We start from the raw sequence: 24,976 nt of genomic DNA, 5'->3' as shown, positions 1-24,976 counted from the left end.
TTATAGCTGACAGCTTCAAATCAGCTCATCAAACAAGTCAAACAAAGTGTCCATCTCTTCAATGGTGTTGTAGTGCATACAACCAATGCGTACTACGCCGCCCTTATCAAGCACACCCAGTTGTTTGCATAAACCTTGGGCGTAAAAATTACCATCCCATACACATACATGTTGTTTACCCAAAAATTCAGACACTTGGCGAGGCTCTAACCCTTCAAAGGTCAGTGCGAACGTAGGGGTACGCTCACTCAAACGCTCTAAATCGTCTATACCAAACAACTTAATTTTTGGGTAGTTAACTAGACGCGTTAAAAAGTATTCACTCAATGCCATTTCATGTTGTTTTGTTTTAGCAAACGCAACACGTAATTTTTCTCGGCGTGAGTGACTGTCATCAAGTTCGCTAATCGCCGCTATGTAATCAACCGCCGCAATAAAGCCTGCAAGTGCCTCAAAACTTTGTGTGCCGGTTTCCCAGCGACCTGGTGCAACATCTTTTGCTGGCTCTACTTTATAAGGTGTAAACCCTTCTAAGTGCTCAGTTTTACCATAAACCATGCCTAAGTGCGGGCCAAAAAACTTATATGCAGAACAAGCTAAAAAGTCGCAATCTAACGCTTGTACATCAATCAGTTCATGTGGCGCATAATGCACCGCATCAACATACACCAACGCACCCACATTATGAGCAAGCTCTATAATACGTTTAATATCGTTAATAGAGCCAGTGGTATTTGATGCATACGTAACCGCAACCAATTTAGTGTTAGCGTTTAATAAGCTTTCAAAATGCGCCATATCTAAACTACAATCGGCTTCGTTAATTAGCGCTGTGTTAACCACTGCGCCTTTATCTTCAGCGGCTTGCTGCCAAGACGATACATTTGAAAAATGATCAGCATTGGTCACTATAATTTCATCACCTGCTTGCCAATTGCGTGAAATTGCTCGGCTAAAGCTAAATGTTAGGCTAGTCATATTAGGGCCAAACACAATATTTTGTGCACTGGGCGCATTTAACAAATCAGCCGCCGCTTGACGCGCATTCGCCATCAGCTCAACCGTTTTGTCACTTGAGAAAAACGCACCGCCCAAGTTTGAATTGTAATGCCCTAAATAAGCGGTCATGGCATTGAGTACCGACTGAGGTACTTGTGAGCCACCTGGCCCATCTAAAAACACCGGTGACTTGCCATCAACAGTTTGCATTAAAGCAGGAAATTGCGCGCGCAATTGCATTAAATTCATTTTATTTCTCTTAAGCAGTTAGTACAAAGCAATCCAGGTAACCTGGTTTGTTAGCATCAATTTTGTTCATTGGCGTGGCGTTATGCCATACCTGACGGTCATTAATTAGTGCAAACATGCCGTCTTTTATTTCCATTTTAAAACACGGTTCAGCTTGTTGGTTTTCATAAACCAATAGCTCACCACCTTCTAAATTTTCATGAGAAACACCACATACACACACATGGTCAAACCCATCTTGATGCACACCTTCTGGAGCTGCTGGCGTATCGCTATCAATGGCAAGCATTCTAAATTGGTGAATTTCAATATCACGCTCTGCGTCAATGCCGGTGATCGCTGCAAATTCGCTAACAATGCTTTTCATACCCTCAGACTCAAGCAAGCTTTGCTCTAAGTTTTCGTAAGTACGCTCAACATTACCTTGAAAGGTATTAATTGAATCGTCTTGCACAAACGCTTTGGTCGCTTGAAGATTAAGCTCACCATTTTGTAATTTAACCACTGAATAACGGCGTTTACGAAACGCACCATCTGCATAAGGATTTGCAGGTAAGTTATCAAAAGAAGGCTTAACCAAATCAATATTGGCTTGGTTAATAAAACGAAGTTGCAGTAAATTCTGGTTGTTTAATGCGGTCATAAAATCCTGCTTATAATAATGATAATATTGTCGAGGATTTTAATGCATGTAGAGAGGATTTTTTGCTTTATTAACCATATCAATGACGATATTTAACGAAAGTTAATACAATCATGCAGCGAATTAAGCATTATCTATCTAATATTTTATTTGGACAATAAAAAACCCGCCGAAGCGAGTTTTTTAAACACACTCTATAAATTATACAGCTTGCTGAATAATTACGTTGTCTGCCTTTTTAGTGTACTGAGGCATACGGTGAAAGTTCAAGTAACGGTAGGTATCTGCTGCCGTTGCATTGATCTTCGCTGCGTATTCTTGGTACTCAGTAGGTGTAGGTAATTTGCCTAAAATTGCTGCTACTGCTGCCAGCTCTGCTGATGCTAAGAATACGTTTGCCCCTGTACCTAAACGGTTAGGGAAGTTACGTGTAGAAGTAGACACAACCGTTGCTTTGTCCGCAACACGTGCTTGGTTACCCATACACAGTGAACACCCTGGCGTTTCAATACGTGCACCAACACGACCAAAAATACCGTAGTAACCTTCGTCTGTAAGTTGGTCTTTATCCATTTTCGTTGGTGGAGCAACCCAAAGCTGTGTTGGAATACGCCCTTTAAAGCCATCGAGTAATTTACCTGCAGCACGGAAGTGACCAATATTAGTCATACAAGAACCGATAAATACTTCATCGATTTTCTCGCCTGTCACATCAGAAAGTAGGCGTGCATCATCAGGATCATTTGGCGCACACAGTACTGGCTCTTTAATCTCAGCAAGGTCGATTTCAAGTACGTGTTTGTACTCTGCGTCTTTATCAGCTTCCATTAGCTCTGGGTTTGCTAACCAGTCTTGCATTGCAGTAACACGACGTTCAATCGTACGTACATCGCCGTAACCTTCAGAAATCATCCACTTAAGCATAACAATATTAGACTCAAGGTATTCGCTGATAGACTCTTTAGAAAGCTTAACAGTACAGCCAGCAGCTGAACGCTCTGCAGATGCATCGGATAGCTCAAACGCTTGCTCAACCGTTAAGTGCTCAACCCCTTCAATTTCTAGTATGCGACCAGAGAATTCGTTGATTTTACCTTTCTTCTCAACCGTTAATAGGCCTTCTTTGATACCAAAATAAGGGATAGCATGTACAAGGTCACGTAAAGTGATACCCGGTTGCATTTCACCTTTAAAACGAACCAAAATTGATTCAGGCATATCTAGTGGCATTACACCCGTTGCAGCTGCGAACGCTACCGCCCCCGAACCTGCTGGGAATGAAATACCTAATGGGAAACGTGTATGTGAATCACCACCCGTACCTACGGTATCTGGTAATAACATACGGTTTAACCATGAGTGAATTACACCGTCACCAGGGCGAAGCGATACACCGCCACGATTCATAATAAAATCAGGAAGCGTATGGTGCGTGTTTACATCGATTGGCTTAGGGTAAGCGGATGTATGACAAAAAGACTGCATTGTTAAATCTGCAGAGAAACCTAAACAGGCTAAGTCTTTAAGCTCATCACGCGTCATAGGACCTGTTGTATCTTGCGAGCCAACCGTGGTCATTTTAGGTTCACAGTATTGGCCTGGGCGAATACCGGCAACGTTACATGCTTTACCAACCATTTTTTGCGCAAGCGTAAAGCCTTTGTCTGATACTTCAGTCATTGCTGGTACTTTAAATACGTCAGTTGCGCCTAAACCTAATGATGTACGTGCTTTGTCTGTAAGACCACGACCAATGATCAATGGAATACGACCACCAGCACGAACTTCGTCTAAAATTACCTCTGATTTAAGTTCAAATGTAGAGATCACATCATCAGTACCATGACGTTTCACAACACCTTCATAAGGGTAGATGTCGATTTGGTCACCCATGTTGAATTCATCAACATTTAATTCGATTGGTAACGCACCCGAGTCTTCCATTGTATTGAAAAAAATAGGCGCAATCTTGTTACCTAAACATACACCACCCACGCGCTTGTTTGGTACGAATGGGATATCATCCCCCATAAACCAAAGCACAGAGTTTGTTGCAGACTTACGCGAAGAGCCTGTACCAACAACGTCACCTACGTAAGCAAGTGGTAAGCCTTTAGTTTTTAATTCTTCAAGCTGAGTGATTGGACCTACTTCACCGTCTTTGTCAGGGTTAATACCATCACGCTCATTTTTAAGCATAGCTAATGCATGAAGTGGAATATCAGGACGTGACCATGCATCTGGTGCTGGTGATAAATCATCTGTGTTTGTCTCGCCAGTGACTTTAAATACCGTAACAGAGATTTTTTCAGCAACGGCTGGCTTATTGATAAACCATTCTGCAGCAGCCCAAGACTCTATAATTTGCTTGGCGTATGCATTACCTGCTTTTGCTTTTTCTTCTACATCGTAGAACGCATCAAACATTAATAATGTGTTCGAAAGGCCTTTTACTACAATTGGCGCTAACGCTTCGTCATCAAGTAGTTCAACCATTGGCGCAATATTGTAGCCACCGAGCATAGTACCTAGTAACTCAGCTGCTTTTTCTTTAGAAATCAACGGAGAAACAGCTTCACCTTTAGCAACAGCCGCTAAAAATCCTGCTTTAATGTAGGCTGCATCATCAACACCTGGTGGTACGCGGTTGATCAGTAGTTCTAGGATGAACTCTTCTTCACCTGCCGGTGGCGTTTTAATTAGCTCAATAAGATCAGCCGTCTGCTGAGCATCTAATGGCGCTGGTACGATACCTAACGCGGCACGTTCTTCTACGTGTTTACGATATTCTTGTAGCACAGTATTGCCCTCTTGGTGACGTTAAAGTATTCGGTGGTGTTTACTAAACACACCATAACCCAATACTTATAGTATTCTATCTGCCGATTATAAAGCTTTTGTGCATAGATTAAAATCCATCCAGTTAGGCAACTAGTTATACCGATTATTAATAATATGAATAGTGAAAAAAGTAAAACCAAATCCCATGAATACCTATTAAGCAGCCATAAAAAAACCCAGCCTAAGCTGGGTTTTTACTCAATAATGAGGCTATTAACGTAATACTTTTACACGTTTAATAGATTTTACGTGTGCTTCAACGCGGCGGTTTTCAGCATGCGCTTTTGCCGTATTCGCTTCATTTTTAAGGCGTTCTTCACCTAAACCTGCCGTTGTAATGCGATCTTCTGCAATACCATCAGCAATTAGCTTTTTAGCTACTGCATCAGCACGTTTTTTAGATAACCATTTATTGTAAGACGCTTTACCTACTGCAGACGTATGACCTTCAAGAAGCACTGTTGTATCTGGGTACTCTTTTAAGAAAGTCGCTACTTCATCAATATCATTTAAGTACTGCTGTGAAACTGACGAGTCATTGTTAGGGAATGTTACTAACAAGCTTACTGTTACTTCAGTATCTTCATAAAGTGTACAACCATCGCTACCAACAGCATCTGTCATAGGTGTATTGGCACATTTATCATCTACATCAGGAATGCTGTCTTTATCTGTATCAGCAAGTGCTACCGGCACAGGAACAATTTCTGGCTCTGGCTGTGGTGCAGGCTCAACCGGTGCTACTGGCGCCGATTTTTGACCAAAGAAGTAGTTTATACCTAATTTAGCGCCAACATCTGTGTAGCCTTTGTCTAAACCTTGGTAAACACTGGTTTCAGCATTAACAAAAAAGTTGTCTGTAACAAAGTGTCGGTAACCTACACCTGCGTTTACAAACGTGTTGTCATCAACAACATCAATATCTTTCAGACCAAATAAACCGTAGAAAGGACCGCCACCAAAGTGGTAAAGTGCATCGATACCGTAACGTTCGCCGTCAATATCGTTGCGGTTATTCAATACTTTGTCGTGAGCATTAAAGTCTAGGTCTGCGTACTCTAAACGCGCACTCCAGTAATCATTAAAGCGGTAGCCTAATTCAGCACCCCAGCCTGTTGACTCATTAACGTCAAGGCCAGCTTGCTCACGCATGTTTTTCCACGAAGCATCGTAATAATCGCCGAATGCACCGATGTAAAAGCCTTCTTGCTCGGCTGCGAAAGTAGATGCGCTAGTTGCAGCTAACGCAATAGCCATTGTAAGTGATTTTAATTTCATTGTTTTCTTCCCATTTTAACAACTAAAAATGTAGCTAAGCATTGCTAGCTCTTCTAACTTACCTATACAGTAACTGAGTCTTTGTTAATCAATACTTAACGCAAATATATTTTTTCAATATCTAGGATAATAAAACTAGCTCATAAAAAATGTCGATGAACACAGGCTAGCTCAAAAAGCAAACAATCGCTTTAAACCCCACACGATCACTGGCTTTTATGGAGTTATGGTATCACCCGTTCATAGTTTGCTCTATGAATGAACGTCGCTGGGGTAAAAAATGACCTTTTATATTCATTTTAAAATGCAATAAACCATACTTAAGTACCGCAAAAAGTACGATAATTCTTATCATCTTCGGGCGGCGTTTGAAACTCAGTGGCCTGCGCATGGCTTGTGTAAGGGCTCGACATCACTTTGCTAAAACGACTGAGTAGCTCACTATCCCCATGCGTAGTGTACTGCGTAATAATATCTTCAATAATATGGTTACGTGGGATCACGCTCGGATTGGCTTGTCGCATCACTTGATAGCTGTGCTCATTAGTTCGTGTTTGCCATTGCTGTGCCCAAGAGGTAAGTGCTAATGGTATTTCAGCTTGCCCATTTAACGACTCAGTGAGTGCATTAAAAGTATTGGTATAATCAAGCTGGTGTTGTTTTAATAACCCTAGTAACTCCCCCACCAGCTCATTATCTTTATCATCAGCTATTGTTAGCCCTAACTTTTGTGCCCACATAGCGCTAAATTGCTGATTAAATTGCGTTGAAAAGCCCTCAATTAAAGGCGTCATCATTGCCACCGCTTGCTCGTCATCGTCACTGATCAGCGCTATTAGACTCTCTGCTAAGCGGGCACAGTTCCAACTTGCCATGTTTGGCTGATTACCAAACGCATAACGCCCTTGTTTATCAATAGAGCTAAACACGGTATCAAAATCAAACTGGTTCATCATGGCACATGGACCGTAATCTATGGTTTCACCACTAATTAAGGTGTTGTCGGTATTCATTACCCCATGAATAAACCCCACCCTCATCCAACTTACGACTAAGTTAACTTGATTGGTTATCACTGCGGCTAAAAAATCTAAATAACGCTGAGCGCCAGTGCTGTTAATCTCGGGATAGTGTCTTTGAATGGCTAAGTCGGCTAAGTTTTTTAGGCTAGTAACGTCACCTTGAGTGGCTAAATATTGAAACGAGCCCACCCGAATATGACTGCTGGCGAGTCGGGTTACAATAGCACCTGGTTGAGGTGGGTTGCGATAAACGGTTTCGCCACTGCCAACCACGGCTAAACAACGCGTTGTTGGAATGCCAAGCGCGTGCATAGCTTCGCTCATTACGTACTCACGAATAGCTGGACCTAATGCACAGCGGCCATCGCCTCCGCGCGAAAATGGCGTAGCACCAGCGCCTTTTAATTGCAGATCCCAAAGCTGATTTTTATCATCGCTAATCGCACCGAGCAAATGTGCCCTACCATCCCCTAGTCGCGGTGAAAAGTGACCAAACTGATGACCAGAATATCCCAGTGCCACCGCAGAAATCGCTTGGGGTTCATTACCGCTAAATATATTTGCTCGAGAATCGGCACTCACCTGTATATTAAATTGCTTAGCTAGGGGCTCATTCCATAACAATAACTGTGGCGCTGTCACCTTGGCTGGATGATCGCTAATTGCAAACCCCTCACCAATGTCGGTATACCTTGGCACTAATTTCATGTTTAATCCTATTGTTTTTGGCTGATACCTACGCGATTGTCACCTACACCATAAGCGACAATTAAGCTTAGCTCTTGCATGCTTAAGCCGCTTTGCTGCTGCAGTTCATTAAAGAATGCCTGCGCCGCACTTAGTGACTTTTTAGTTTGTAATCCGCCATCTATAATTTTATGGGCACGCAAATAGCTTTCTACGTCTCTTGAAAGTAAAAAAGTATCTTTTCCTAAGGCGCGCAGCGCATAAGGGCCGGTATTACCACCAAGCCTTGCACCATGCTTTTTTAAATACGCCCACAAGCCAATAATATCTTCACTTGGCCAGTTAGCAATAAACTCACTAAAGCTGCCGTATTGCTCTGCAACTTCGTGGATCATATACGCATTTTCAGTAATAGTTTTTACTTTTTTATAGTTGCGTACAATCCGCTCATCACTGGCTTTTTGCTCAAGCATATCCGGTGGCATCATCAATAGTTTTTCAACATTGAAATCCCAGAAAACCTCTCTAAATCCGGCCCACTTACTGTTGATCACCGACCAATAAAAACCACTTTGAAAAACTTTCCGAGTAAATTCTTCTAGCCAATCATCATCACTTAATGTGACGAGTTGCTTTGTTGATAAAGGTTTTGCGAGTAACAACTTAAGCATTTTTTCAGAGCCCTTTCGCTCTACCGCTCGCTTATAAATATCACTAAATTTTTCCATCTGCTTAATACCTTACTTCGACAATAGTACTAGTGTACGAGAAAAGCAGCTAATACGTAATAACTGTCAATCAGGATGAATCTATCTATATTTAGTCACTTGACACCTAGACGGCTAAAGTGGTTTAATCGCCACACTTACCCTATTACATTGTATTTGCTGATTGATTTTTCAATAGCAAGTGCAAAGGGCTGGAAGAGGTGCGTTATTCAGGTAGCGTATGTTAGGAGCGCAAACTCCATTGAGCATACGTGAGGGGAATTAACGCCGAGAGGTAACACTTTTTTGTGAAAGGTTGCTTCGGGCGACTAGGCTGAATCCTAGCGACTGTCACCAATAACATATTTGGTGGAGAGCTTCTGGTCTTAGTATAATAAGGCCGTGCGCCCTATTATTTAAGCCCATTCGCTCTTCGAATTATAAACACATTCAAAGAGTCAGGCATCCTAAATACCCGCCAAAAACTCGACGAATGCCCTATAAGTTCGTGAGAGATGATCAACAACTTCAATATTAACAATTTCCATTTATGGACTGCGCTGATCACCCCATTTGATCAAAATGGCCTAGTTGATTACGCAACCTTAGACACCTTGGTGGCCGAACAAGAAGCCGCTAACAATGGCATTTTACTGCTAGGTAGCACCGGCGAAGGGTTAGCCCTTACCCTCAAAGAACAGCAAGCCATCGTAGAGCATGTCTGCCAATTACAGCCGAGCGTCCCCCTTATGGTTGCGGTAGGCGGTAGTAACTTAAAGCAACAGCTTGAATGGGTTAATTACTGCAACCAGCTGCCTATCCATGGTTTTTTACTCGGCTCGCCTTTGTATGCCAAACCCGGTGCAGTGGGGCAAACGCATTGGTTTGAAAGCTTACTCAATGCCAGTTCTCATCCTTGTATGCTTTATAACGTACCAGGACGTAGTGCGGTTAGCATTCCCATTGCAACCATTGAAAACCTCAAACAACATAAAAATTTATGGGCACTGAAAGAAGCCAGTGGCTCTATCTCTCAATTTGAAGCCTATCGACAAGCAGCGCCTGAACTAGCCATTTTTAGTGGTGACGATGCCCTCATGCCTTATTTTGCCCAAGCAGGTGCAAAAGGTTTAGTGTCGGTTGCAGCCAATGCATGGCCAGTGCAAACCCATGAGTTTGTAAAGCGCAGTTTAAGCGGCCAACACCCTAATCTTTTTGTCCAGTGGTCTAGTGCTATCAATAGCTTATTTTCAGTAGCCAACCCTATCCCAGTCAAAGTGTTAATGCATTTACAAGGGCGTATTGGCAGTCCGTATTTACGCCCACCTTTAACACACCTTGAGCTGACACACACAGATGACATTTCATCGGCAAACAACACCATTTTATCTTGGCATTAAATACAGGTTTTTATAATGAACTGGTTAGAACTATTAAATAATTTAGAAACGGGCGCGGTTCGCGCAGCAACACAAGACGAAAACGGCCAATGGCACGCTAACGTAGAAGTAAAGCAAGGCATTTTAGAAGCCTTTAAAAACGGTCAAAACACCGAGTTTGCTGGCGGTTTTGTTGATAAACATAACTTAGCGCCGCAAAGCTTTGAAGCCACAGCAGGCGTTCGCATGGTACCCGGTGGTTCAAGTGTGCGCCGTGGTGCACATGTTGCCAAAGGCACTATTATTATGCCACCTGCGTACGTAAATATTGGTGCATTTATTGACGAGGGCACTATGGTAGATAGCCACGCGCTCGTAGGGTCGTGTGCTCAAGTAGGTAAAAATGTGCATTTAAGCGCAGCGGTACAATTAGGCGGAGTACTTGAGCCCATTGGTGCCAGCCCTGTGGTCATAGAAGACGATGCATTCATTGGTGCAGGCTGTGTGATTGTTGAAGGCGTGGTAGTTAAAAAAGGCGCGGTACTTGCCCCAGGTGTTCGCTTATCTGCAACCATCCCTGTTTATGACTGCGTAAATGAGCGCCAGCTTGATAAAGGCGAAGCAATCCCTGAATACGCGATTGTGATCCCTGGATCTCGCCCTGCGTCAAACGATTGGGCGCGCGAGCAAGGCTTAAGCATGTCGTGTGCGTTAATTGTTAAATACCGTGACGAGCAAAGTGATGCGTCATTATTGCTTGAAGAGGTTTTACGTTAATGACCTTTTTGAGCACGCCCGTTAAAACCGCTATTGATAAGCTAGCAACTGAGCTTGATACGCCCTTTTTTGTTTATGATCTTGATTCACTAAACACACATTTAACGCGTTTAGTGGCACAAACCGAGGTAAAACTCTGGTATGCAGTTAAAGCGAACCCGTTATCTAGCGTGATCCAACGCTTAAATAACGCTGGTTTTAACTTTGATGTCGCCAGTAAAGGCGAGCTTGAGCAAGTCCTTGCTCAAGGAATTAACAGTGAACGCGTGCTCAACACGGGGCCTGCAAAAAGCCCTAAACAAATTAAGCACTTTATTGCGCGTGGCGTGCGTACCTTTGTGGCCGAAAGTCTCAATCAGGTACGTTGGCTCAACGAACAAGCGATTGCTCAGCAGTGCCAGTTGCAGGTTTTATTAAGGGTACAATTACGCTGGCCCGAGGGTGATAAAAACCCGCTAGGGGGCGATAGTCTTACTCCATTTGGCTTAGGGTGCGACGAGTGGCAGGCGCTAAATACCAGTGACTACTGTGCACTTAATTTTGACGGTCTGCATATTTTTCAGTGGGGCAACATGCTTAGCAGCGACAAACTCGCTGAGCTGTGGACACAAATGATTACGCCGTTAAGGCAACTTGCTGAGGATTTAAATATTAACCTCAAGGTGCTGGATTTAGGTGGTGGTTTAGGTATTCCCTATACGCTTGATACGCCCACTCTAAGTTGGGATGCACTCATAGAGGCGCTTGCAAAAATTAAATGCGATGCGGGGGTTACTGAGCTATGGATGGAACTAGGTCGCTACGCTGTAGGCGAATGCGGCCACTACGCCACACCTGTTGTTGAGCGTAAACTAAATTACGGCCAACAACAGGTGATTATGAGCGGCGGCATTAATCATTTATTGCGCCCTGCGGTCACCAGTCAAGATTTCCCTGCGCGTTTATTACGAGATTCAAACGCAGCAAATCAAGCAATGAGCCTATACGGCCCCTTATGTACTGCACTTGATTGCTTAGGAGAGCACCAATTACCCAGTGATTTAAATGAGCAAGACTGGCTAGTATTTAGTCAATGCGGTGCCTACGGTTTTACCGAAAGTATGCCGTACTTTTTATGCCATGAGCTGGCCGGTGAATATGTTATCCACAATGGCGTATTGAGTTGCGTGCGACAAGCAGAAGATGCAAGCCACTACTTGAGATAAAAAAGATGAATAACACCATAGCTATAAGCCAAGAAAACATTGTAGTTGGCGAAGTCGCAAACGGACTACCACTGACTATTCCTGTGTATCGTTTAAAAGGCGATGGCACCGGCCCAAGTGTGTATGTACAAGCAAATATGCATGGCGCAGAAGTGCAAGGCAACGCGGTAATTTACCAATTACTTGAGCAACTAAAAACACTTAATTTAAAAGGTGATATTACCTTAGTTCCTTACGCTAACCCCATTGGCTGTAATCAAAAGTCGGGGGAATTTACCCTTGGCCGATTCGATCCCATTACGGGGACTAATTGGAATCGCATGTATCACTGCAATAATAAACTGGCGACCCAGTTTGCACAGCAGTTCAGCGATGCCGATGATAAGATTCTGAAAACAGCCTTTAAAGCCGCGTTAATTAATGACGTTGAGCAACAACTCAACGGCCCTGATTATCGTTTAACAACGGGGAAACGGATTGCGCTAAACTTACAAAAATTGGCGCATCAAGCAGATATAGTTTTAGATTTACACACCGGCCCTATTTCTAGTCAGCACTTATATTGCCCTGAGTATGCGACCGATAGCGCGCGTTACTTTAATATTCCCCATGTGCTGGTTATTCCTAATGCCTTTGATGGCGCAATGGATGAAGCAAGCTTTTGTCCATGGTGGCAGCTTAGTGAGCAACTTGCTCAGCAAGGGCGTGAATTTAACGTGCAAGTTGAAGCCTTTACGGTAGAGCTTGGCAGCCAAGAAAAAATCGATTTAAGCGCGGCACTAGACGATGCCAATAGTATTTTAAGTTATTTAAATCATAAGCAAGTATTTGTTGATGCCCCCTACAAGCCAAAATTGATGACAAGATATGGCTGCCAACTAAATGATTATATTGCTTATTACGCCCCCATGGGTGGCATGGTCGAATACCTAGCACCTCTTGGCGGGCATGTTAAAGCTGGAGAACCCATTGCTAAAATACTGCGCATGGAGCGCTATTTAAGCGAACAACCGCTGCAAACTCTAAGCTTTGATCTCGATGCAATTGCGATATTGCATTTTGCCTCAGCGAGTGTGAATCAAGGTACCGAGCTGTATAAATTTTTTACTAACGTCTTTGAGCTTTAGCTCACCCCTTCTCATTGCGTGAGAGTTAGCTAGTAAACAACTAGTTACACAGTAAAAGCGACTTAGGTCGCTTTTCTTTTTAAAGTATTAAAATTCAGGAAAAATTCACCGTTTATGTGTTAAAAAGGCGCTATAATTAGCAAAATACTGACTTCCCTCACTTACAAAGGAATTATAATGAGTTGGCGCCATTGGATACTACTTTCTACATTACTCAGCACAACCGTTGTCGCTGAAGAAACAGCGAATAACGAGCAAAACAATGAACTTGAGCTGGTAAAGCAATGTATTTTAAATGAAGTGATCGGTGGAGACGGTAAGCAAACCCTCGATCAATTACGTAAAAAGTGTTCTGCCGTTGAAGAAAGCAAGCAGCTAACGGCTATCGACAAACGCCAAGCCCGTGAGGCGGTTGGTAAAAAAAATCGTAATGTAATTACCCCGCATAAACGTAATTATATTTTACCTGTTTCTTATATGTCGAACCCAAACACTCGCCCGTTTGATGGATTTGCAGAGTTAACCGATAAAAAAGATGGCGACCCACTTGATAACCTAGAAGCTAAATATCAGCTATCAATTAAAGTGCCTTTGTATGATGAGTTTGCTGACTCAGACCAGGCGATATTTTTTGGCTTTACTTTGCAGTCATACTGGCAAGTATATAACGACGATATTTCTTCCCCTTTTCGTGAAACCAACTACGAGCCAGAAGTATTTTGGATTAATTACTTAGATCCTGAAAACGTTTTATGGGGCGATGAAATGGCAATAGCCATTGGTATTTCGCACCAATCTAATGGTCGTAGTCAGCCAAACTCGCGTTCTTGGAATCGCATTTATGCCGATTTCATTTGGGAAAAAGACGGCTTTGTATTTAGCTTTAAACCTTGGTATCGCATTCCTGAAAACAAAAAGCCTGCGCCGTTAGATGCACGAGGTGACGATAACCCTGATATCTATAAATACATGGGTTACTTTGAATTTGGTGGCGCGTATCGCTTTCACGATCATGAATTTAGTTTTATGACTCGCAATAATTTAAATTCAGATAACCGCGGGGCAATTCAGCTTGATTGGTCATTCCCATTATGGGGAAGAGTTCGCGGCTACGCACAATATTTTAATGGCTATGGCGAGAGCTTGATAGACTATAACACCGATATTGAACGCTTTGGTGTGGGTATATTACTGACAGATTTACTGTAAAAATGCTTATAAAAAAAAGCCAAGCAACTCGCTTGGCTTTTTCGTTTATTCTTATTATTTTTTAACCACAAACTGCCCTTCAAATTGAGCAACCACCTCGTCACCATCAAAAATGGTTACCGGCACTAGGTAACTTGCTTTACCCGCATCTTGTAACTCATTTAAGTTCCCTTTACAGGTTTGAATATTCACACAGCCCTTAGGGTCAGTATTCAGTGGCTTTAAATACTTAATGTTGGCATCTGCTAACACGATATTCCCTTCAAGCCCGGCTTCTTTTAATGCTAAATACGTTGCACCCCAACCCGTTAATGTAGCTAGGCTATAAATAGAGCCTGCAAACATAGTGTTGTGTAAATTTAAGTTAGCATTTAAATCTGCACGAGTAGTAAATTGCCAATCTGTGTAACTTTCAACTTTTATTCCCATTGCATCACTAATGGGGATTGATTCACGCCATGTGTTTTGCAGTACTTGAGTCCAATTTGGGTGGCGAAACCAACCTGGTTCACTCGGTTTGAGCTTAACCATTTTATAATGCTGTACATCACCATAAGCCAAATGTGCTTTTTCTTTATTTTCATAGCCATGGCGCTGATAAAATTCCAGTGCACGTTCGCGAGCAAACAACACTAACTCATCAGCATCTTGATTCCACGCTATTTTTTCGAGTTCATGTAACAAGCGGCTACCAATATGTTGATTACGATTACCCTCTGCAACCGCCATATAACGTACTTGAGCTTGTTGCTGATTATTAAAGTGCAAACGAGCCACACCCAATACTTCACCCGCTTTATTTTTAATGAAGCGATGCTCAGCCTCTTGCTCTAAATCGTCTTGCTCAGAGCCCCGAGGTTCGCCCCATGGGGCACGTAAAACCTGCCAGCGTAATTGGTAATAGGCTTGCCAGTCTTCACTACTTTGTGGGGTGCTCACTTGAAACATACATACTCCATAAATTAAAAATGTAAAATATTACGCTGTGCATTTTGTGAAAAACACCATACTCGATCTGGATAAAACTGCAAATAAGACTTTGGTGCTGAGAAAACAGCTGTAAAAAATTAATGACAAAAGCCGTTGCGATTTACCTCTGCTGGTTTATGCTCAATAGCATGAATAAATATATCCATTGCAGTAGTGGCCTGATCAGCCAACATTTTATTGAGCATAGTTCATCGCTAGGCCAGTTACTTTATTGGCATAATCAGCATGGTGAGCACATACAAGTAAGAGAGTATCAACAACTTCGCTGGCTACTCATTAATAACACGTTGCAGTCTGTTATTTTAACAGCGCATCCACATGCATTACTGTTTCCACACCTTGCTTATTTAGCAACGGCTTGGCAACAGCTACCTGCGCCTAAAAAAGTACTCGAACTGGGGTTAGGTGGCGGTGCCATTCGTAATTACTTATTAGAACAGTATCCTCAAGTGCAGGTTACTTCAGTAGAGAAAAGCCCCCATATTATTGACTGTTATCAACAATTTTTTGCCCCCAGTGAACAACAACAGATTCATTGCGAGGATGCGCAAACAATTTTAAAATCAGCAGAGCATATGGACTGGGTCATTTTAGATTTATTTAGTGAATTAGACGCCCCGCGATTTTTATTTGATTCATGCTTTTATCAAACAATTTATGATGCACTTGATCAACAGGGCATCTTATTTATTAACTTTTTATCGCAGCACTCATCACAACTCACTCAGTTACAACATGTACTACTGACTGTATTTGGGAAGGCTATTAGTATTCAAAAAATTACCGGCTTTGTTAATCATATTGTGATTGTAGAAAAAGCACGTTAAGCGGTTAAATTAAAGGTAACCGGCCCATCGTTACATAAACTCACCTGCATATCGGCTGCAAATTCACCGGTCGCGACCTTAATACCGAGTAATTTAGCCTGCTCTACAAAGTAATTATATAGCGCTTGCGCTTGGTCTGGTGTAGCTGCCGATGAAAAGCTAGGCCGCATGCCTTTTTTTGTATTGGCTGCGAGCGTAAATTGCGATACGACTAACAGTTCGCCTTGTATGTCTTTAAGGCTGAGATTCATTTTATCGTTTTCGTCATTAAAAATACGGTAATTGGTGACTTTGTGTAATAGTTTATCAGCGCTGCTTTCATCATCTTCTTTTTCCACCCCCAGCAATAATAAAATGCCTTGTTTAATTTCACCGACAAGCTGTTGGTCTATCACCACATTAGCATGTGTTACTCGTTGAATTAATCCCTGCATTTACTCTGTATCCTCTGCTTGTTGATCTTTTTTATTGTAATGCTGCATGTTAATACACACAGTGAATTCAGCGCCTAGTAGCACCACGACCCACGACAAGTAAACCCATACAAACAAAATGGGAATGGTTGCTACCGCACCATAAATCACTTCGTATGATGGAAAATGGCTAATGTACAAAGCAAAGCCTTTTTTGGTTAGCTCAAATAACATGGCAGCAAATAGCGCACCGGGAACGGCCGCCTTAAACGAAACGCGAGTATTGGGCACTAAGGTGTAAAGCATAATAAAACCAGCCATAGAAATCGCATAAGGGAGTAGCTTTAACAAGAAGCCACTAAACCCTGGGATCCCCTGATCGGCAAACGATACCAACGACACAATATATGAGGTGACACCGATACTGGCGCCCAGTAATACGGGCCCTAAGCTGAGTACCATCCAATATACGGCAAACGATATCATCATCGGGCGTTTTTTCTTTACTCGCCAAATACGGTTTAGCGTGGCATCTACATTACGAATAAGTAGCAAGGCAATGGCTGCTAAAAAGCCAATACCTACTGCCGTCATTTGATTGGCATTACTAGCAAACGAGCTAATATGCTCTTTAATAACACCAGAAGAGGTCGGCACAAAGTTAGTAAACAAAAAGCTCTCAATGGCTAAACGGGTCGACTCAAACCCTGGAAAAGCAGAAAATATTGCCACACCTACAGCAATAAGTGGGACTAACGAAAGTAAAGTAACGTACGCTAAATACCCTGCATTAATGGTTATTTGATCGTCAATACAGCGATTAAAATATTGCATCCACCAGCCTGGTTGCAGTTTTAAAAACGCCTTAACTTGCTGTTTATAATGGGAGAGCTTATCATTCATACAATTAACTTTGTTGGTGAGCTTTTGATTATAATAACAATCAAGGCCATAATTTACAGCATTAACACTCGTAAATAAGAATTCAGATGAAAAAACAAACATTTTTAGGGACAACCATACTTGCGTTAATGCTGATGCTCTCTGGTTGTCAGTCTGCTTATTATTCGGCAATGGAAAAAGTAGGTGTTCATAAGCGTGATATTTTGATTGACCGCGTTGAAGAAACAAAAGACTCACAACAAGAGTCTCAACAAGAATTTCAATCAGCACTTGAGCGTTTAACTACACTCATTAATTTTGATGGCGGTGAGTTGCAAGATGCTTACAATCAACTTAATGACGATTACGAGTCAAGCCTTCAAGCGGCAAACGAAGTATCAAGTAATATTAATAAAGTTGAAGACGTAGCAGAAGCTTTATTTGATGAGTGGAATGATGAGTTAGAGCAATACAAAAGTGCCTCACTTAAGCGTGAAAGCAGCAAAAAGTTAGCAGCAACACAACGTCAATTCGACCAGTTACTTCGCTCAATGCGCAGCGCCGAGAGTAAAATGGAGCCGGTATTATCATCTTTAAAAGACAACGTATTGTACTTAAAGCATAACTTAAATGCGCAAGCGGTAGCGGCTATCAAAGGTGAATTTACTAACTTAAAGCGCGATATTCAGTTATTAATGAATGATATGAACAAATCGATTGAAGACTCAAATAAATTTATTGAGCAAATGAATAAATCCTAAATATTTAACCTATTAAACTGAGCCCGCTAAAAATAGCGGGCTTTTTTATACACACTTTTTGTTACTTTTTTGTCCTTTTTTAGCAAACTGCTTTTGTTACACTTTCAGTAAGATAAAAATAACAACTAAAAATGAATTATGAAAATACATACACTTAGCTTAATCATCGCCTCCAGTGTGCTCGTTGCATGCAGCACTGCGAATAATATTGAGGTTATTGCTGGCCCTAATACCGTTATTCCACTTCATCAACAAGGTGAGCAAGCTGGGCGCTACCACAACCTCTACCCAGGCAAAAAAAGTTATCCTGTTAGCTGTGAAACTGATTGCTACCCAAAAAACAATAACTTAGTTTGTGAAACAGAGGCTGAAAACTGCCAATATCAAGGTCAGCAAAAAAATCCGCAGGTTAATGCGGGCTTTACTATTCGTTGGCTCGGACACGCAGGCTTTGTGATCAAAACCCCGAATGGCCAACAAGTTGTGTTTGATCCCGTAAAAGAGCAATTTGACTCGCCTATTGATTTAGCTTTTCGCCTTACTTCAGGATTTTATCGCAAGCCTGGCGACTGGCTCACAGACAATGAATTGAAAAACTTAGTCGCCGTTATGTATTCTCACATTCACTACGATCATTTCAATAAAGCCGATATTGAAGAAATTGGTAATCAGCCTCGCTACCTAACCCCCCTTGGTATGGCTGATAACTTTCCAACAGGTGGCTTTAACATTAGTGAAATGGCATGGTATGCAAAAACTAAAATTGATGATTTAACCATTCATGCGCTACCTGCGCATCATTTTAGTAGTCGTGTTTTAGTGCCTTTTATTTATGAAGATAACAATAAAGACCTATGGAATGGCTGGTTACTTGAGCAAAGTGGCAGCACTTTATTTTTTGCAGGCGACACTGGTTATTCAAAACACTTTAACGATATACAGCAAAAATATGGCGATATCGATGTGTGCTTAATGCCTATTGCCTCTTATTACCATAAAGAGAACGGCAACTGGTACCGTTATGTACATACCACTCCTGAGGATGCATTAACCGCAGCACAAGCGCTTAACTGTAAAGTAATGATACCGTGGGGCTATGGTAACTCAAGTTGGAAGATGGGCGATCACAGCAGCCACTCTGCACTACTGCGCTTATTGCATATGCATAAAAAAATGAACTCGAAGATACCTCTGTATATTTTAAATGAAGGTGAAAGCATCCAGCTTTAATTAGTCATTTACGCAAAATACGTTTACATAATTAGTAATAACCCCCTCACTGAACTATCTTTAATTAACTAAACAGTCAGGGGGTTTTATGTTTCTTGTGCGACTCATTTACGCCAGTAAAATAAGTAGTGGTTTTGGGCCTGAAGATATAGAAAATATTTTACAAAGTGCGCGAACCTACAATGTAAAAACAAATGTCACCGGCATGTTATGTTTTAGTAATGAGTACTTTTTACAATGCCTTGAAGGCTCCAGAACCGCTGTTAATAATACCTATCAACAAATATTAAATGACAAACGCCACCACAATGTAATTATGCTCAACTATACCCAAATTCCCGAAAGAGAGTTTGAAACATGGTCAATGGGCTATGTGCCGCAATCACAGCTAACCGAATTACTTAATCTAAAATACTCGGGTAACATTGACTTTAACCCTTTTAAAATGTCGGGTGAAAGCGCGCATTTATTAATGTTGGCATTAAAAACAAGCATAACTGGGGCAATAAGTTAATATAATAAATACAACTATGAGATTGTTTTTAATTGCTATTTAAGCCAAGCTAAATCATCTTTAATTGATGAGCTTATTAATGAAAAAAACACTACTCGCTTTTAGTTTACTTTTCACCCAACCACTTATGGCTATTGAAGTTAGTTATACATCAACAGCTATTATTATTGATGGTGTCTCTGAAAGTACATGGGATAGCGCCACATGGCATCCTATGCCGCACCTAATGGATGGCGCACTTCCCTCATCAGATGCCGATTTTAAAGGCCGCTACCGTCTTCTATGGGATGAAAACTACTTGTATTTACAAGCAGATATTAGTGACGATGTGCTGATTGATACTCACCCAAATCCAACTGATAAATACTGGGATGATGATGCCTTAGAAGTGTTTATAGATAGTGACGCATCGGGCGGGAATCATCAGTTTAATCATACCGCGTTTGCTTATCACATTGGTCTTGATAACCAAGCAGCCGATTATGGCCCTGATAAAAAAGCGCATTTATATACCGACCACTTAGTTAGTAGCTGGAAGCGTAATACCACTGCGCCCTATAACATCACGTGGGAAGTGGCGATAAAACTCTACCCGAATGATTATCAACAAGGCGCACAAAACACTCCGCTTAAATTAACTGAAAAACACGTTATTGGCTTTATGCTCGCATATTGCGATAACGACGGCAGTAAAGTTCGTGAGCACTTTATGGGCTCACACGAAGTAAAGCCAGTGAACGGTGACAGAAACCGTGGATTTATAGATGCAGATGTATTTGGGAAAATCACCTTGCTACCGAAAGTAAGTAATCACTAACTAATAATTGATAACGAAGGTTGGGTTGAGCTAAGCGAAACCCAACAAAAATACCCTATTAACAAAAACAGAGACTTTGCAATATAGATTATTTAATTCTCAAGCACGTTTTTCCTTATATAAAGAGCGCTGCGCCCTAATAAAGCTAATTTCAGCCACCCTTTTGCTCATGATTAATAATTTTAAGAAGCAAATCAATTCTGCGATTTGTTTTTTTTGGTCTGCTCCCTAATCATTCCCTGCACCACAGCTGAAGCAAGGAAAATAAAACATATTATTTGAAATATTTCAGTTTCAATATCATAGAAGCTATTAGCAATTGATAACAAAATAAAGGGTAAAAAGATTGATATGAGATCTTTCAAGCCCCAATCATTTTTTCCTAACGTTTCAAATTCATCTTTATATTTTTGCAGTTCAGCAATATGTTCTATCTCTAGTTTTGCCATAATTTCATTTTCGGTATTCACACTAGCTCACACGCACATAGTAAATATAGCTTTGATAATAACTTAATACCTCTTTTAGGTTCAATATTAAAAACTGTTTAACAGTATCGAACCAACTGCGATGCTTTAACCTGTGGACTTACGCTCTTCTCTGGCTAACTATTATCCACAAAAAAGCCGCTGTATTTTGCAATACAGCGGCTTTTAAAATCATGATTCTAAATTAATAGATTATGACTTTGGCGCACGACCCGCACGTTTACGCTCATTTTCAGTTAAATGACGTTTACGAATACGAATGTTCTCAGGTGTAACTTCTACTAACTCATCATCAGCAATAAACTCAAGCGCTTGCTCAAGTGAATAGTTAAGAGCTGGTGTTAGTGTTTGTGCTTCATCGGTACCAGATGCACGAACGTTAGTAAGTTGCTTACCTTTAAGCGCATTAACTGTAAGGTCGTTATCACGGCTATGAATACCGATAACCATACCTTCGTATACTTCAACACCGTGACCGATGAATAAACGGCCGCGCTCTTGTAAGTTAAATAATGCGTTAGTTAGTGCTTTACCTGTTGCATTTGCAATCATTACACCGTTCTTACGAACACCTAGCTCGCCACCTTTGTGCGGACCGTAGTGATCGAACGTATGGTAAAGTAAACCAGAACCCGATGTTAACGTCATGAACTCAGTTTGGAAACCGATTAAACCACGGCTTGGGATCATAAAGTCCAAACGCATACGGCCTTTACCATCTGGGGCCATATCAGTAAGCTCACCCTTACGAAGACCAATTTGTTCCATGATAGAACCCTGGTGCTCTTCTTGACAGTCAATTGTTAGTGTTTCATACGGTTCTTCTAACACACCATCAACAGTACGTAAGATAACTTCTGGACGAGATACCGCTAACTCGTAACCTTCACGACGCATGTTCTCGATTAAGATACCTAAGTGTAATTCACCACGACCCGATACACGGAAGCTATCTGGGTTATCAGTGTCTGCAACGCGAAGTGCAACGTTGTGTACTAATTCTTTGTCTAAACGCTCACGGATATTACGTGATGTTACAAACTTACCTTCTTTACCACAGAAAGGTGAGTTATTTACAGAGAACGTCATCGTTACTGTTGGCTCATCAACACTTAGTGGAGGTAATGCTTCAACGTTGTTAGGACAACAAAGCGTATCTGAAATCTTAAGCTCGCCAAGACCCGTTACCGTTACGATGTTACCAGCGTAAGCTTTGTCAGTGTCAATACGCTCAAGACCTAAGTAGCTTTGTACTGAACCAATTTTACCGTTACGTTTAGACCCGTCAGCGCTAATAACCGTAACTTGTTGGTTAGGTACAACTGAACCGCGTTTGATACGACCAATGCCAATTACACCTTTATAAGAGTTGTAATCAAGCTGTGAAATCTGCATTTGGAAGTCACCTTCAGGATCTGCATCCGGTGGTGATACTTCGTCAACGATCATCTTGAACATAGGTTCCATGTTATCAGATGCTTCGTCTAAATCTAATGTAGCCCAACCATTGATTGCTGATGCGTAGATTACTTTAAAGTCTAACTGTTCATCAGTTGCGCCTAGGTTGTCGAATAAATCAAAGATTTGATCCATAACCCAATCAGGGCGAGCACCTGGCTTATCAATTTTATTGATAACAACGATTGGCTTTAAGCCTTGCGCGAATGCCTTTTGCGTTACGAAACGCGTTTGTGGCATTGGACCTTCCTGAGCATCAACAAGTAGTAATACTGAGTCAGCCATCGAAAGTACGCGTTCAACTTCACCACCGAAGTCGGCGTGTCCAGGAGTATCTACGATATTGATATGGTAATCATTCCAAGAGATAGCGGTGTTTTTCGCTAAAATGGTAATACCACGTTCTTTTTCAATGTCGTTTGAATCCATCACGCGCTCTTCATTACCGCCGCGTGTTTCTAATGTACCTGATTGCTCAAGTAGTTTATCAACCAGTGTTGTTTTACCGTGGTCAACGTGGGCGATAATTGCTATATTTCTTAACTTTTCGATGCTCATATATTCACTCAGAGAAATTGAATCTCATTGATCCTGCAGGGGCTATACGTTCTCACCTGCGCTTTCACGAGATGTCCCAGCATAGGATTTAAAAGGGCGCATATTATCCCCTATAAATGGAATGGATGAAAGTTTATCCAAAATAAAATTTCAAACTTTCTCAATAAAATAATTAACCCATTGTTTTAAAATAATTAATTATGATAATTAATTTTTAGATATTTATATAAAAAGATGGTTTTGGGTTAATTTAAAGCAACTTTACTGCGTATTTTGCATTTTCTTTGTGCTAGTCTAAGGTGATTAATTTACAAGCAATTATTGCTTTGTAAATATTGCACCATTTTGGAAAAATTACGCACTAAGATGGTGCTTAATCTATATCACCTTTATTTTATTTATATTTTTTTACATAAAAAACAAATAATTATAATAGTGGCACAAAATCAGCTTATAAGTATTCAACGTATCTAAGCAGCAATAATAAAACCCAATAGTTGGAGGACACATGTCACAATCGGTTTTAGATTTTATTAAAGAAAATGACGTTAAGTTCATTGATTTACGCTTTACTGACACAAAAGGTAAAGAGCAACATGTTTCTATTCCTCATCATCAAGTTGATGAAGACTTTTTCGAAGATGGAAAGATGTTTGACGGTTCTTCAATTGCTGGCTGGAAAGGCATCAACGAATCAGACATGGTGTTACTACCAGATGCAGATTCAATTAAACTTGACCCTTTCACAGAAGAAACAACACTAATCGTTCGTTGTGACGTGGTTGAACCTTCTACATTACAAGGTTACGAACGCGACCCTCGCTCAGTTGCTAAGCGCGCTGAAGAGTACATGCGCTCTACGGGTATTGCTGACACTGTTTTATTTGGCCCAGAACCAGAGTTTTTCGTATTTGACGATGTTAAATACAAATCTGACATGTCAGGTTCAATGTATAAAATTGATTCTAAGCAAGCAGCTTGGAACTCAGATAAAGAATATGCAGATGGCAATACAGGCCATCGCCCAGGTGTTAAAGGCGGTTACTTCCCAGTTGCACCTGTTGATGATTTCCAAGATTGGCGTTCTGCAACGTGCCTAGTTTTAGAAGAAATGGGTCAAGTTGTTGAAGCGCATCACCACGAAGTGGCGACTGCCGGTCAAAACGAGATCGCAACGCGTTTTAATACTATGGTGTTAAAGGCCGATGAAATCCAAGAAATGAAATATGTTATCCACAACATGGCTCACCTTTACGGTAAAACGGCAACATTTATGCCTAAGCCGGTTGTTGGTGATAACGGTTCTGGTATGCACTGTCACCAGTCTTTAGCAAAAGATGGCGTAAACTTATTCGCAGGTGATAAATACGGCGGACTTTCTGAAGATGCACTTTACTACATTGGCGGTATCATCAAACATGCTAAAGCGATCAACGCTTTTGCTAACGCGTCAACTAACTCGTACAAACGTTTAGTACCTGGTTTTGAAGCTCCGGTAATGCTTGCATACTCGGCTCGTAACCGTTCGGCGTCAATCCGTATTCCAGTTGTGCCATCTGCAAAAGGTCGTCGTATCGAAGTACGCTTCCCAGATCCAACAGCTAACCCATACCTTGCTTTCTCAGCAATGCTTATGGCTGGCCTTGACGGAATTAAAAACAAGATCCACCCTGGCGATGCTATGGACAAGGATTTATACGACTTACCAGCTGAAGAAGCGGCAGAAATTCCAACAGTAGCCTCATCATTAGATGAAGCACTAGCTGCACTTGATTCAGACCGTGAATTCTTAAACCAAGGTGGTGTATTCACCAATGACCTAATCGATGCTTACATCGCACTTAAGTCAAAAGAAGTTGAAAAACTTAACATGACAACTCACCCTGTTGAGTTCGAAATGTACTACAGCTGTTAA

Annotated in this window: 22 protein-coding genes and 1 riboswitch; of the genes, 11 read left to right on the top strand and 11 right to left on the bottom strand. The window is 41.4% G+C overall.

Features of this window, described 5'->3' with window-relative positions:
* Window positions 1-15: 15 nt before the first annotated feature.
* From PTET_RS01005 to PTET_RS00980, 6 genes are all read right to left on the bottom strand, one after another.
* The gene (locus PTET_RS01005; RefSeq protein ID WP_013463818.1) at window positions 16-1,248 is read right to left on the bottom strand and encodes a cysteine desulfurase-like protein; all 1,233 of its coding nucleotides are present in this window, start codon (window positions 1,246-1,248) and stop codon (window positions 16-18) included.
* 10 nt (window positions 1,249-1,258) lie between these two features.
* Window positions 1,259-1,891: a 2OG-Fe dioxygenase family protein gene (locus tag PTET_RS01000; RefSeq protein ID WP_013463817.1), complete on the bottom strand. Its 633-nt coding sequence runs from the start codon at window positions 1,889-1,891 to the stop codon at window positions 1,259-1,261.
* Between the two features lie 201 nt (window positions 1,892-2,092).
* Window positions 2,093-4,690 carry a bifunctional aconitate hydratase 2/2-methylisocitrate dehydratase gene (gene acnB / locus PTET_RS00995; protein ID WP_013463816.1) on the bottom strand — a complete coding sequence of 866 codons (2,598 nt, stop codon included), beginning with the start codon at window positions 4,688-4,690 and terminating at the stop codon, window positions 2,093-2,095.
* Between the two features lie 255 nt (window positions 4,691-4,945).
* Window positions 4,946-6,010 (bottom strand): OmpA family protein, encoded by a 1,065-nt coding sequence (locus PTET_RS00990; protein WP_013463815.1) that lies wholly within the window; start codon window positions 6,008-6,010, stop codon window positions 4,946-4,948.
* A gap of 320 nt (window positions 6,011-6,330) precedes the next feature.
* Window positions 6,331-7,740 (bottom strand): protein adenylyltransferase SelO, encoded by a 1,410-nt coding sequence (locus PTET_RS00985; RefSeq protein ID WP_013463813.1) that lies wholly within the window; start codon window positions 7,738-7,740, stop codon window positions 6,331-6,333.
* A gap of 8 nt (window positions 7,741-7,748) precedes the next feature.
* The gene (locus PTET_RS00980) at window positions 7,749-8,447 is read right to left on the bottom strand and encodes a DNA-3-methyladenine glycosylase I (RefSeq protein ID WP_013463812.1); all 699 of its coding nucleotides are present in this window, start codon (window positions 8,445-8,447) and stop codon (window positions 7,749-7,751) included.
* Window positions 8,448-8,634: 187 nt separating this feature from the next.
* A riboswitch (Lysine riboswitch) is annotated at window positions 8,635-8,814 on the top strand.
* A 127-nt stretch (window positions 8,815-8,941) separates the two neighbouring features.
* Here PTET_RS00980 and dapA point away from each other — a divergent pair.
* From dapA to PTET_RS00955, 5 genes are all read left to right on the top strand, one after another.
* Window positions 8,942-9,826 carry a 4-hydroxy-tetrahydrodipicolinate synthase gene (gene dapA, locus PTET_RS00975; RefSeq protein ID WP_013463811.1) on the top strand — a complete coding sequence of 295 codons (885 nt, stop codon included), beginning with the start codon at window positions 8,942-8,944 and terminating at the stop codon, window positions 9,824-9,826.
* Between the two features lie 15 nt (window positions 9,827-9,841).
* Complete coding sequence (locus tag PTET_RS00970) at window positions 9,842-10,582, top strand: 2,3,4,5-tetrahydropyridine-2,6-dicarboxylate N-succinyltransferase (protein WP_013463810.1); 741 nt, start codon at window positions 9,842-9,844, stop codon at window positions 10,580-10,582.
* On the top strand, window positions 10,582-11,787 hold the full coding sequence (locus tag PTET_RS00965; RefSeq protein ID WP_024601193.1) for a PLP-dependent decarboxylase: 1,206 nt from the start codon (window positions 10,582-10,584) through the stop codon (window positions 11,785-11,787). The genes PTET_RS00970 and PTET_RS00965 overlap by 1 nt, the downstream gene beginning before the upstream one ends.
* Before the next feature lie 5 nt (window positions 11,788-11,792).
* Window positions 11,793-12,914: a succinylglutamate desuccinylase/aspartoacylase family protein gene (locus PTET_RS00960; protein ID WP_024601192.1), complete on the top strand. Its 1,122-nt coding sequence runs from the start codon at window positions 11,793-11,795 to the stop codon at window positions 12,912-12,914.
* A gap of 177 nt (window positions 12,915-13,091) precedes the next feature.
* The gene (locus PTET_RS00955; RefSeq protein WP_024601191.1) at window positions 13,092-14,123 is read left to right on the top strand and encodes a phospholipase A; all 1,032 of its coding nucleotides are present in this window, start codon (window positions 13,092-13,094) and stop codon (window positions 14,121-14,123) included.
* A gap of 54 nt (window positions 14,124-14,177) precedes the next feature.
* Here the strand turns inward: PTET_RS00955 and PTET_RS00950 are convergent, their stop codons facing one another.
* Window positions 14,178-15,071, bottom strand: coding sequence for a bifunctional GNAT family N-acetyltransferase/hotdog fold thioesterase (locus tag PTET_RS00950; RefSeq protein ID WP_028835930.1), 894 nt, complete (start codon window positions 15,069-15,071; stop codon window positions 14,178-14,180).
* Between the two features lie 122 nt (window positions 15,072-15,193).
* Here PTET_RS00950 and PTET_RS00945 point away from each other — a divergent pair, with 122 nt between their 5' ends.
* Entirely contained in the window at window positions 15,194-15,940 is a 747-nt protein-coding gene (locus tag PTET_RS00945; RefSeq protein WP_042849260.1) for a spermidine synthase, read from the top strand.
* On the opposite strand, the gene dtd is transcribed toward PTET_RS00945, so the two are convergent.
* Both dtd and PTET_RS00935 read right to left on the bottom strand, forming a co-directional pair.
* Complete coding sequence (gene dtd / locus PTET_RS00940) at window positions 15,937-16,374, bottom strand: D-aminoacyl-tRNA deacylase (RefSeq protein ID WP_013463804.1); 438 nt, start codon at window positions 16,372-16,374, stop codon at window positions 15,937-15,939. The genes PTET_RS00945 and dtd overlap by 4 nt on opposite strands.
* Window positions 16,375-17,256 (bottom strand): virulence factor BrkB family protein, encoded by an 882-nt coding sequence (locus PTET_RS00935; protein ID WP_013463803.1) that lies wholly within the window; start codon window positions 17,254-17,256, stop codon window positions 16,375-16,377.
* 86 nt (window positions 17,257-17,342) lie between these two features.
* On the opposite strand from PTET_RS00935, the gene PTET_RS00930 reads away from it, so the two are divergent.
* The 4 genes from PTET_RS00930 (at window position 17,343) to PTET_RS00915 (ending at window position 20,557) form a co-directional block, all read left to right on the top strand.
* Complete coding sequence (locus PTET_RS00930; RefSeq protein ID WP_013463802.1) at window positions 17,343-17,996, top strand: DUF2959 domain-containing protein; 654 nt, start codon at window positions 17,343-17,345, stop codon at window positions 17,994-17,996.
* A gap of 138 nt (window positions 17,997-18,134) precedes the next feature.
* Window positions 18,135-19,226 (top strand): MBL fold metallo-hydrolase, encoded by a 1,092-nt coding sequence (locus PTET_RS00925; RefSeq protein WP_013463801.1) that lies wholly within the window; start codon window positions 18,135-18,137, stop codon window positions 19,224-19,226.
* A gap of 88 nt (window positions 19,227-19,314) precedes the next feature.
* On the top strand, window positions 19,315-19,740 hold the full coding sequence (locus PTET_RS00920) for a BLUF domain-containing protein (protein WP_016900061.1): 426 nt from the start codon (window positions 19,315-19,317) through the stop codon (window positions 19,738-19,740).
* Between the two features lie 79 nt (window positions 19,741-19,819).
* Window positions 19,820-20,557 (top strand): CBM9 family sugar-binding protein, encoded by a 738-nt coding sequence (locus tag PTET_RS00915; protein ID WP_029609984.1) that lies wholly within the window; start codon window positions 19,820-19,822, stop codon window positions 20,555-20,557.
* 194 nt (window positions 20,558-20,751) lie between these two features.
* Here PTET_RS00915 and PTET_RS00910 read toward each other — a convergent pair whose 3' ends face one another.
* Window positions 20,752-21,027, bottom strand: coding sequence for a hypothetical protein (locus tag PTET_RS00910; RefSeq protein WP_244186366.1), 276 nt, complete (start codon window positions 21,025-21,027; stop codon window positions 20,752-20,754).
* Window positions 21,028-21,237: 210 nt separating this feature from the next.
* Window positions 21,238-23,061: a translational GTPase TypA gene (typA, locus tag PTET_RS00905; RefSeq protein WP_013463797.1), complete on the bottom strand. Its 1,824-nt coding sequence runs from the start codon at window positions 23,059-23,061 to the stop codon at window positions 21,238-21,240.
* A gap of 508 nt (window positions 23,062-23,569) precedes the next feature.
* Between typA and glnA the strand changes: the two genes are divergently transcribed.
* Window positions 23,570-24,976: a glutamate--ammonia ligase gene (gene glnA, locus PTET_RS00900; protein WP_013463795.1), complete on the top strand. Its 1,407-nt coding sequence runs from the start codon at window positions 23,570-23,572 to the stop codon at window positions 24,974-24,976.

Source organism: Pseudoalteromonas tetraodonis (assembly GCF_002310835.1).
Classification (GTDB): Bacteria; Pseudomonadota; Gammaproteobacteria; order Enterobacterales; family Alteromonadaceae; genus Pseudoalteromonas; species Pseudoalteromonas tetraodonis.
Note: the sequence above shows the minus strand (reverse complement) of the source record. Positions and strands in the feature narration are given on the sequence as shown.

Coding starts and splice junctions, on each gene's coding strand:
- PTET_RS00945 (WP_042849260.1), top strand. CDS start 15,194: ATGACAAAAGCCGTTGCGATTTACCTCTGCTGGTTTATGCTCAATAGC.
- PTET_RS00965 (WP_024601193.1), top strand. CDS start 10,582: ATGACCTTTTTGAGCACGCCCGTTAAAACCGCTATTGATAAGCTAGCA.
- PTET_RS00990 (WP_013463815.1), bottom strand. CDS start 6,010: ATGAAATTAAAATCACTTACAATGGCTATTGCGTTAGCTGCAACTAGC.
- PTET_RS00985 (WP_013463813.1), bottom strand. CDS start 7,740: ATGAAATTAGTGCCAAGGTATACCGACATTGGTGAGGGGTTTGCAATT.
- PTET_RS01005 (WP_013463818.1), bottom strand. CDS start 1,248: ATGAATTTAATGCAATTGCGCGCGCAATTTCCTGCTTTAATGCAAACT.
- PTET_RS00920 (WP_016900061.1), top strand. CDS start 19,315: ATGTTTCTTGTGCGACTCATTTACGCCAGTAAAATAAGTAGTGGTTTT.
- PTET_RS00955 (WP_024601191.1), top strand. CDS start 13,092: ATGAGTTGGCGCCATTGGATACTACTTTCTACATTACTCAGCACAACC.
- PTET_RS00925 (WP_013463801.1), top strand. CDS start 18,135: ATGAAAATACATACACTTAGCTTAATCATCGCCTCCAGTGTGCTCGTT.
- dapA (WP_013463811.1), top strand. CDS start 8,942: ATGATCAACAACTTCAATATTAACAATTTCCATTTATGGACTGCGCTG.
- PTET_RS00950 (WP_028835930.1), bottom strand. CDS start 15,071: ATGTTTCAAGTGAGCACCCCACAAAGTAGTGAAGACTGGCAAGCCTAT.
- PTET_RS00970 (WP_013463810.1), top strand. CDS start 9,842: ATGAACTGGTTAGAACTATTAAATAATTTAGAAACGGGCGCGGTTCGC.
- glnA (WP_013463795.1), top strand. CDS start 23,570: ATGTCACAATCGGTTTTAGATTTTATTAAAGAAAATGACGTTAAGTTC.
- PTET_RS01000 (WP_013463817.1), bottom strand. CDS start 1,891: ATGACCGCATTAAACAACCAGAATTTACTGCAACTTCGTTTTATTAAC.
- dtd (WP_013463804.1), bottom strand. CDS start 16,374: ATGCAGGGATTAATTCAACGAGTAACACATGCTAATGTGGTGATAGAC.
- PTET_RS00980 (WP_013463812.1), bottom strand. CDS start 8,447: ATGGAAAAATTTAGTGATATTTATAAGCGAGCGGTAGAGCGAAAGGGC.
- typA (WP_013463797.1), bottom strand. CDS start 23,061: ATGAGCATCGAAAAGTTAAGAAATATAGCAATTATCGCCCACGTTGAC.
- PTET_RS00930 (WP_013463802.1), top strand. CDS start 17,343: ATGAAAAAACAAACATTTTTAGGGACAACCATACTTGCGTTAATGCTG.
- PTET_RS00935 (WP_013463803.1), bottom strand. CDS start 17,256: ATGAATGATAAGCTCTCCCATTATAAACAGCAAGTTAAGGCGTTTTTA.
- PTET_RS00960 (WP_024601192.1), top strand. CDS start 11,793: ATGAATAACACCATAGCTATAAGCCAAGAAAACATTGTAGTTGGCGAA.
- PTET_RS00915 (WP_029609984.1), top strand. CDS start 19,820: ATGAAAAAAACACTACTCGCTTTTAGTTTACTTTTCACCCAACCACTT.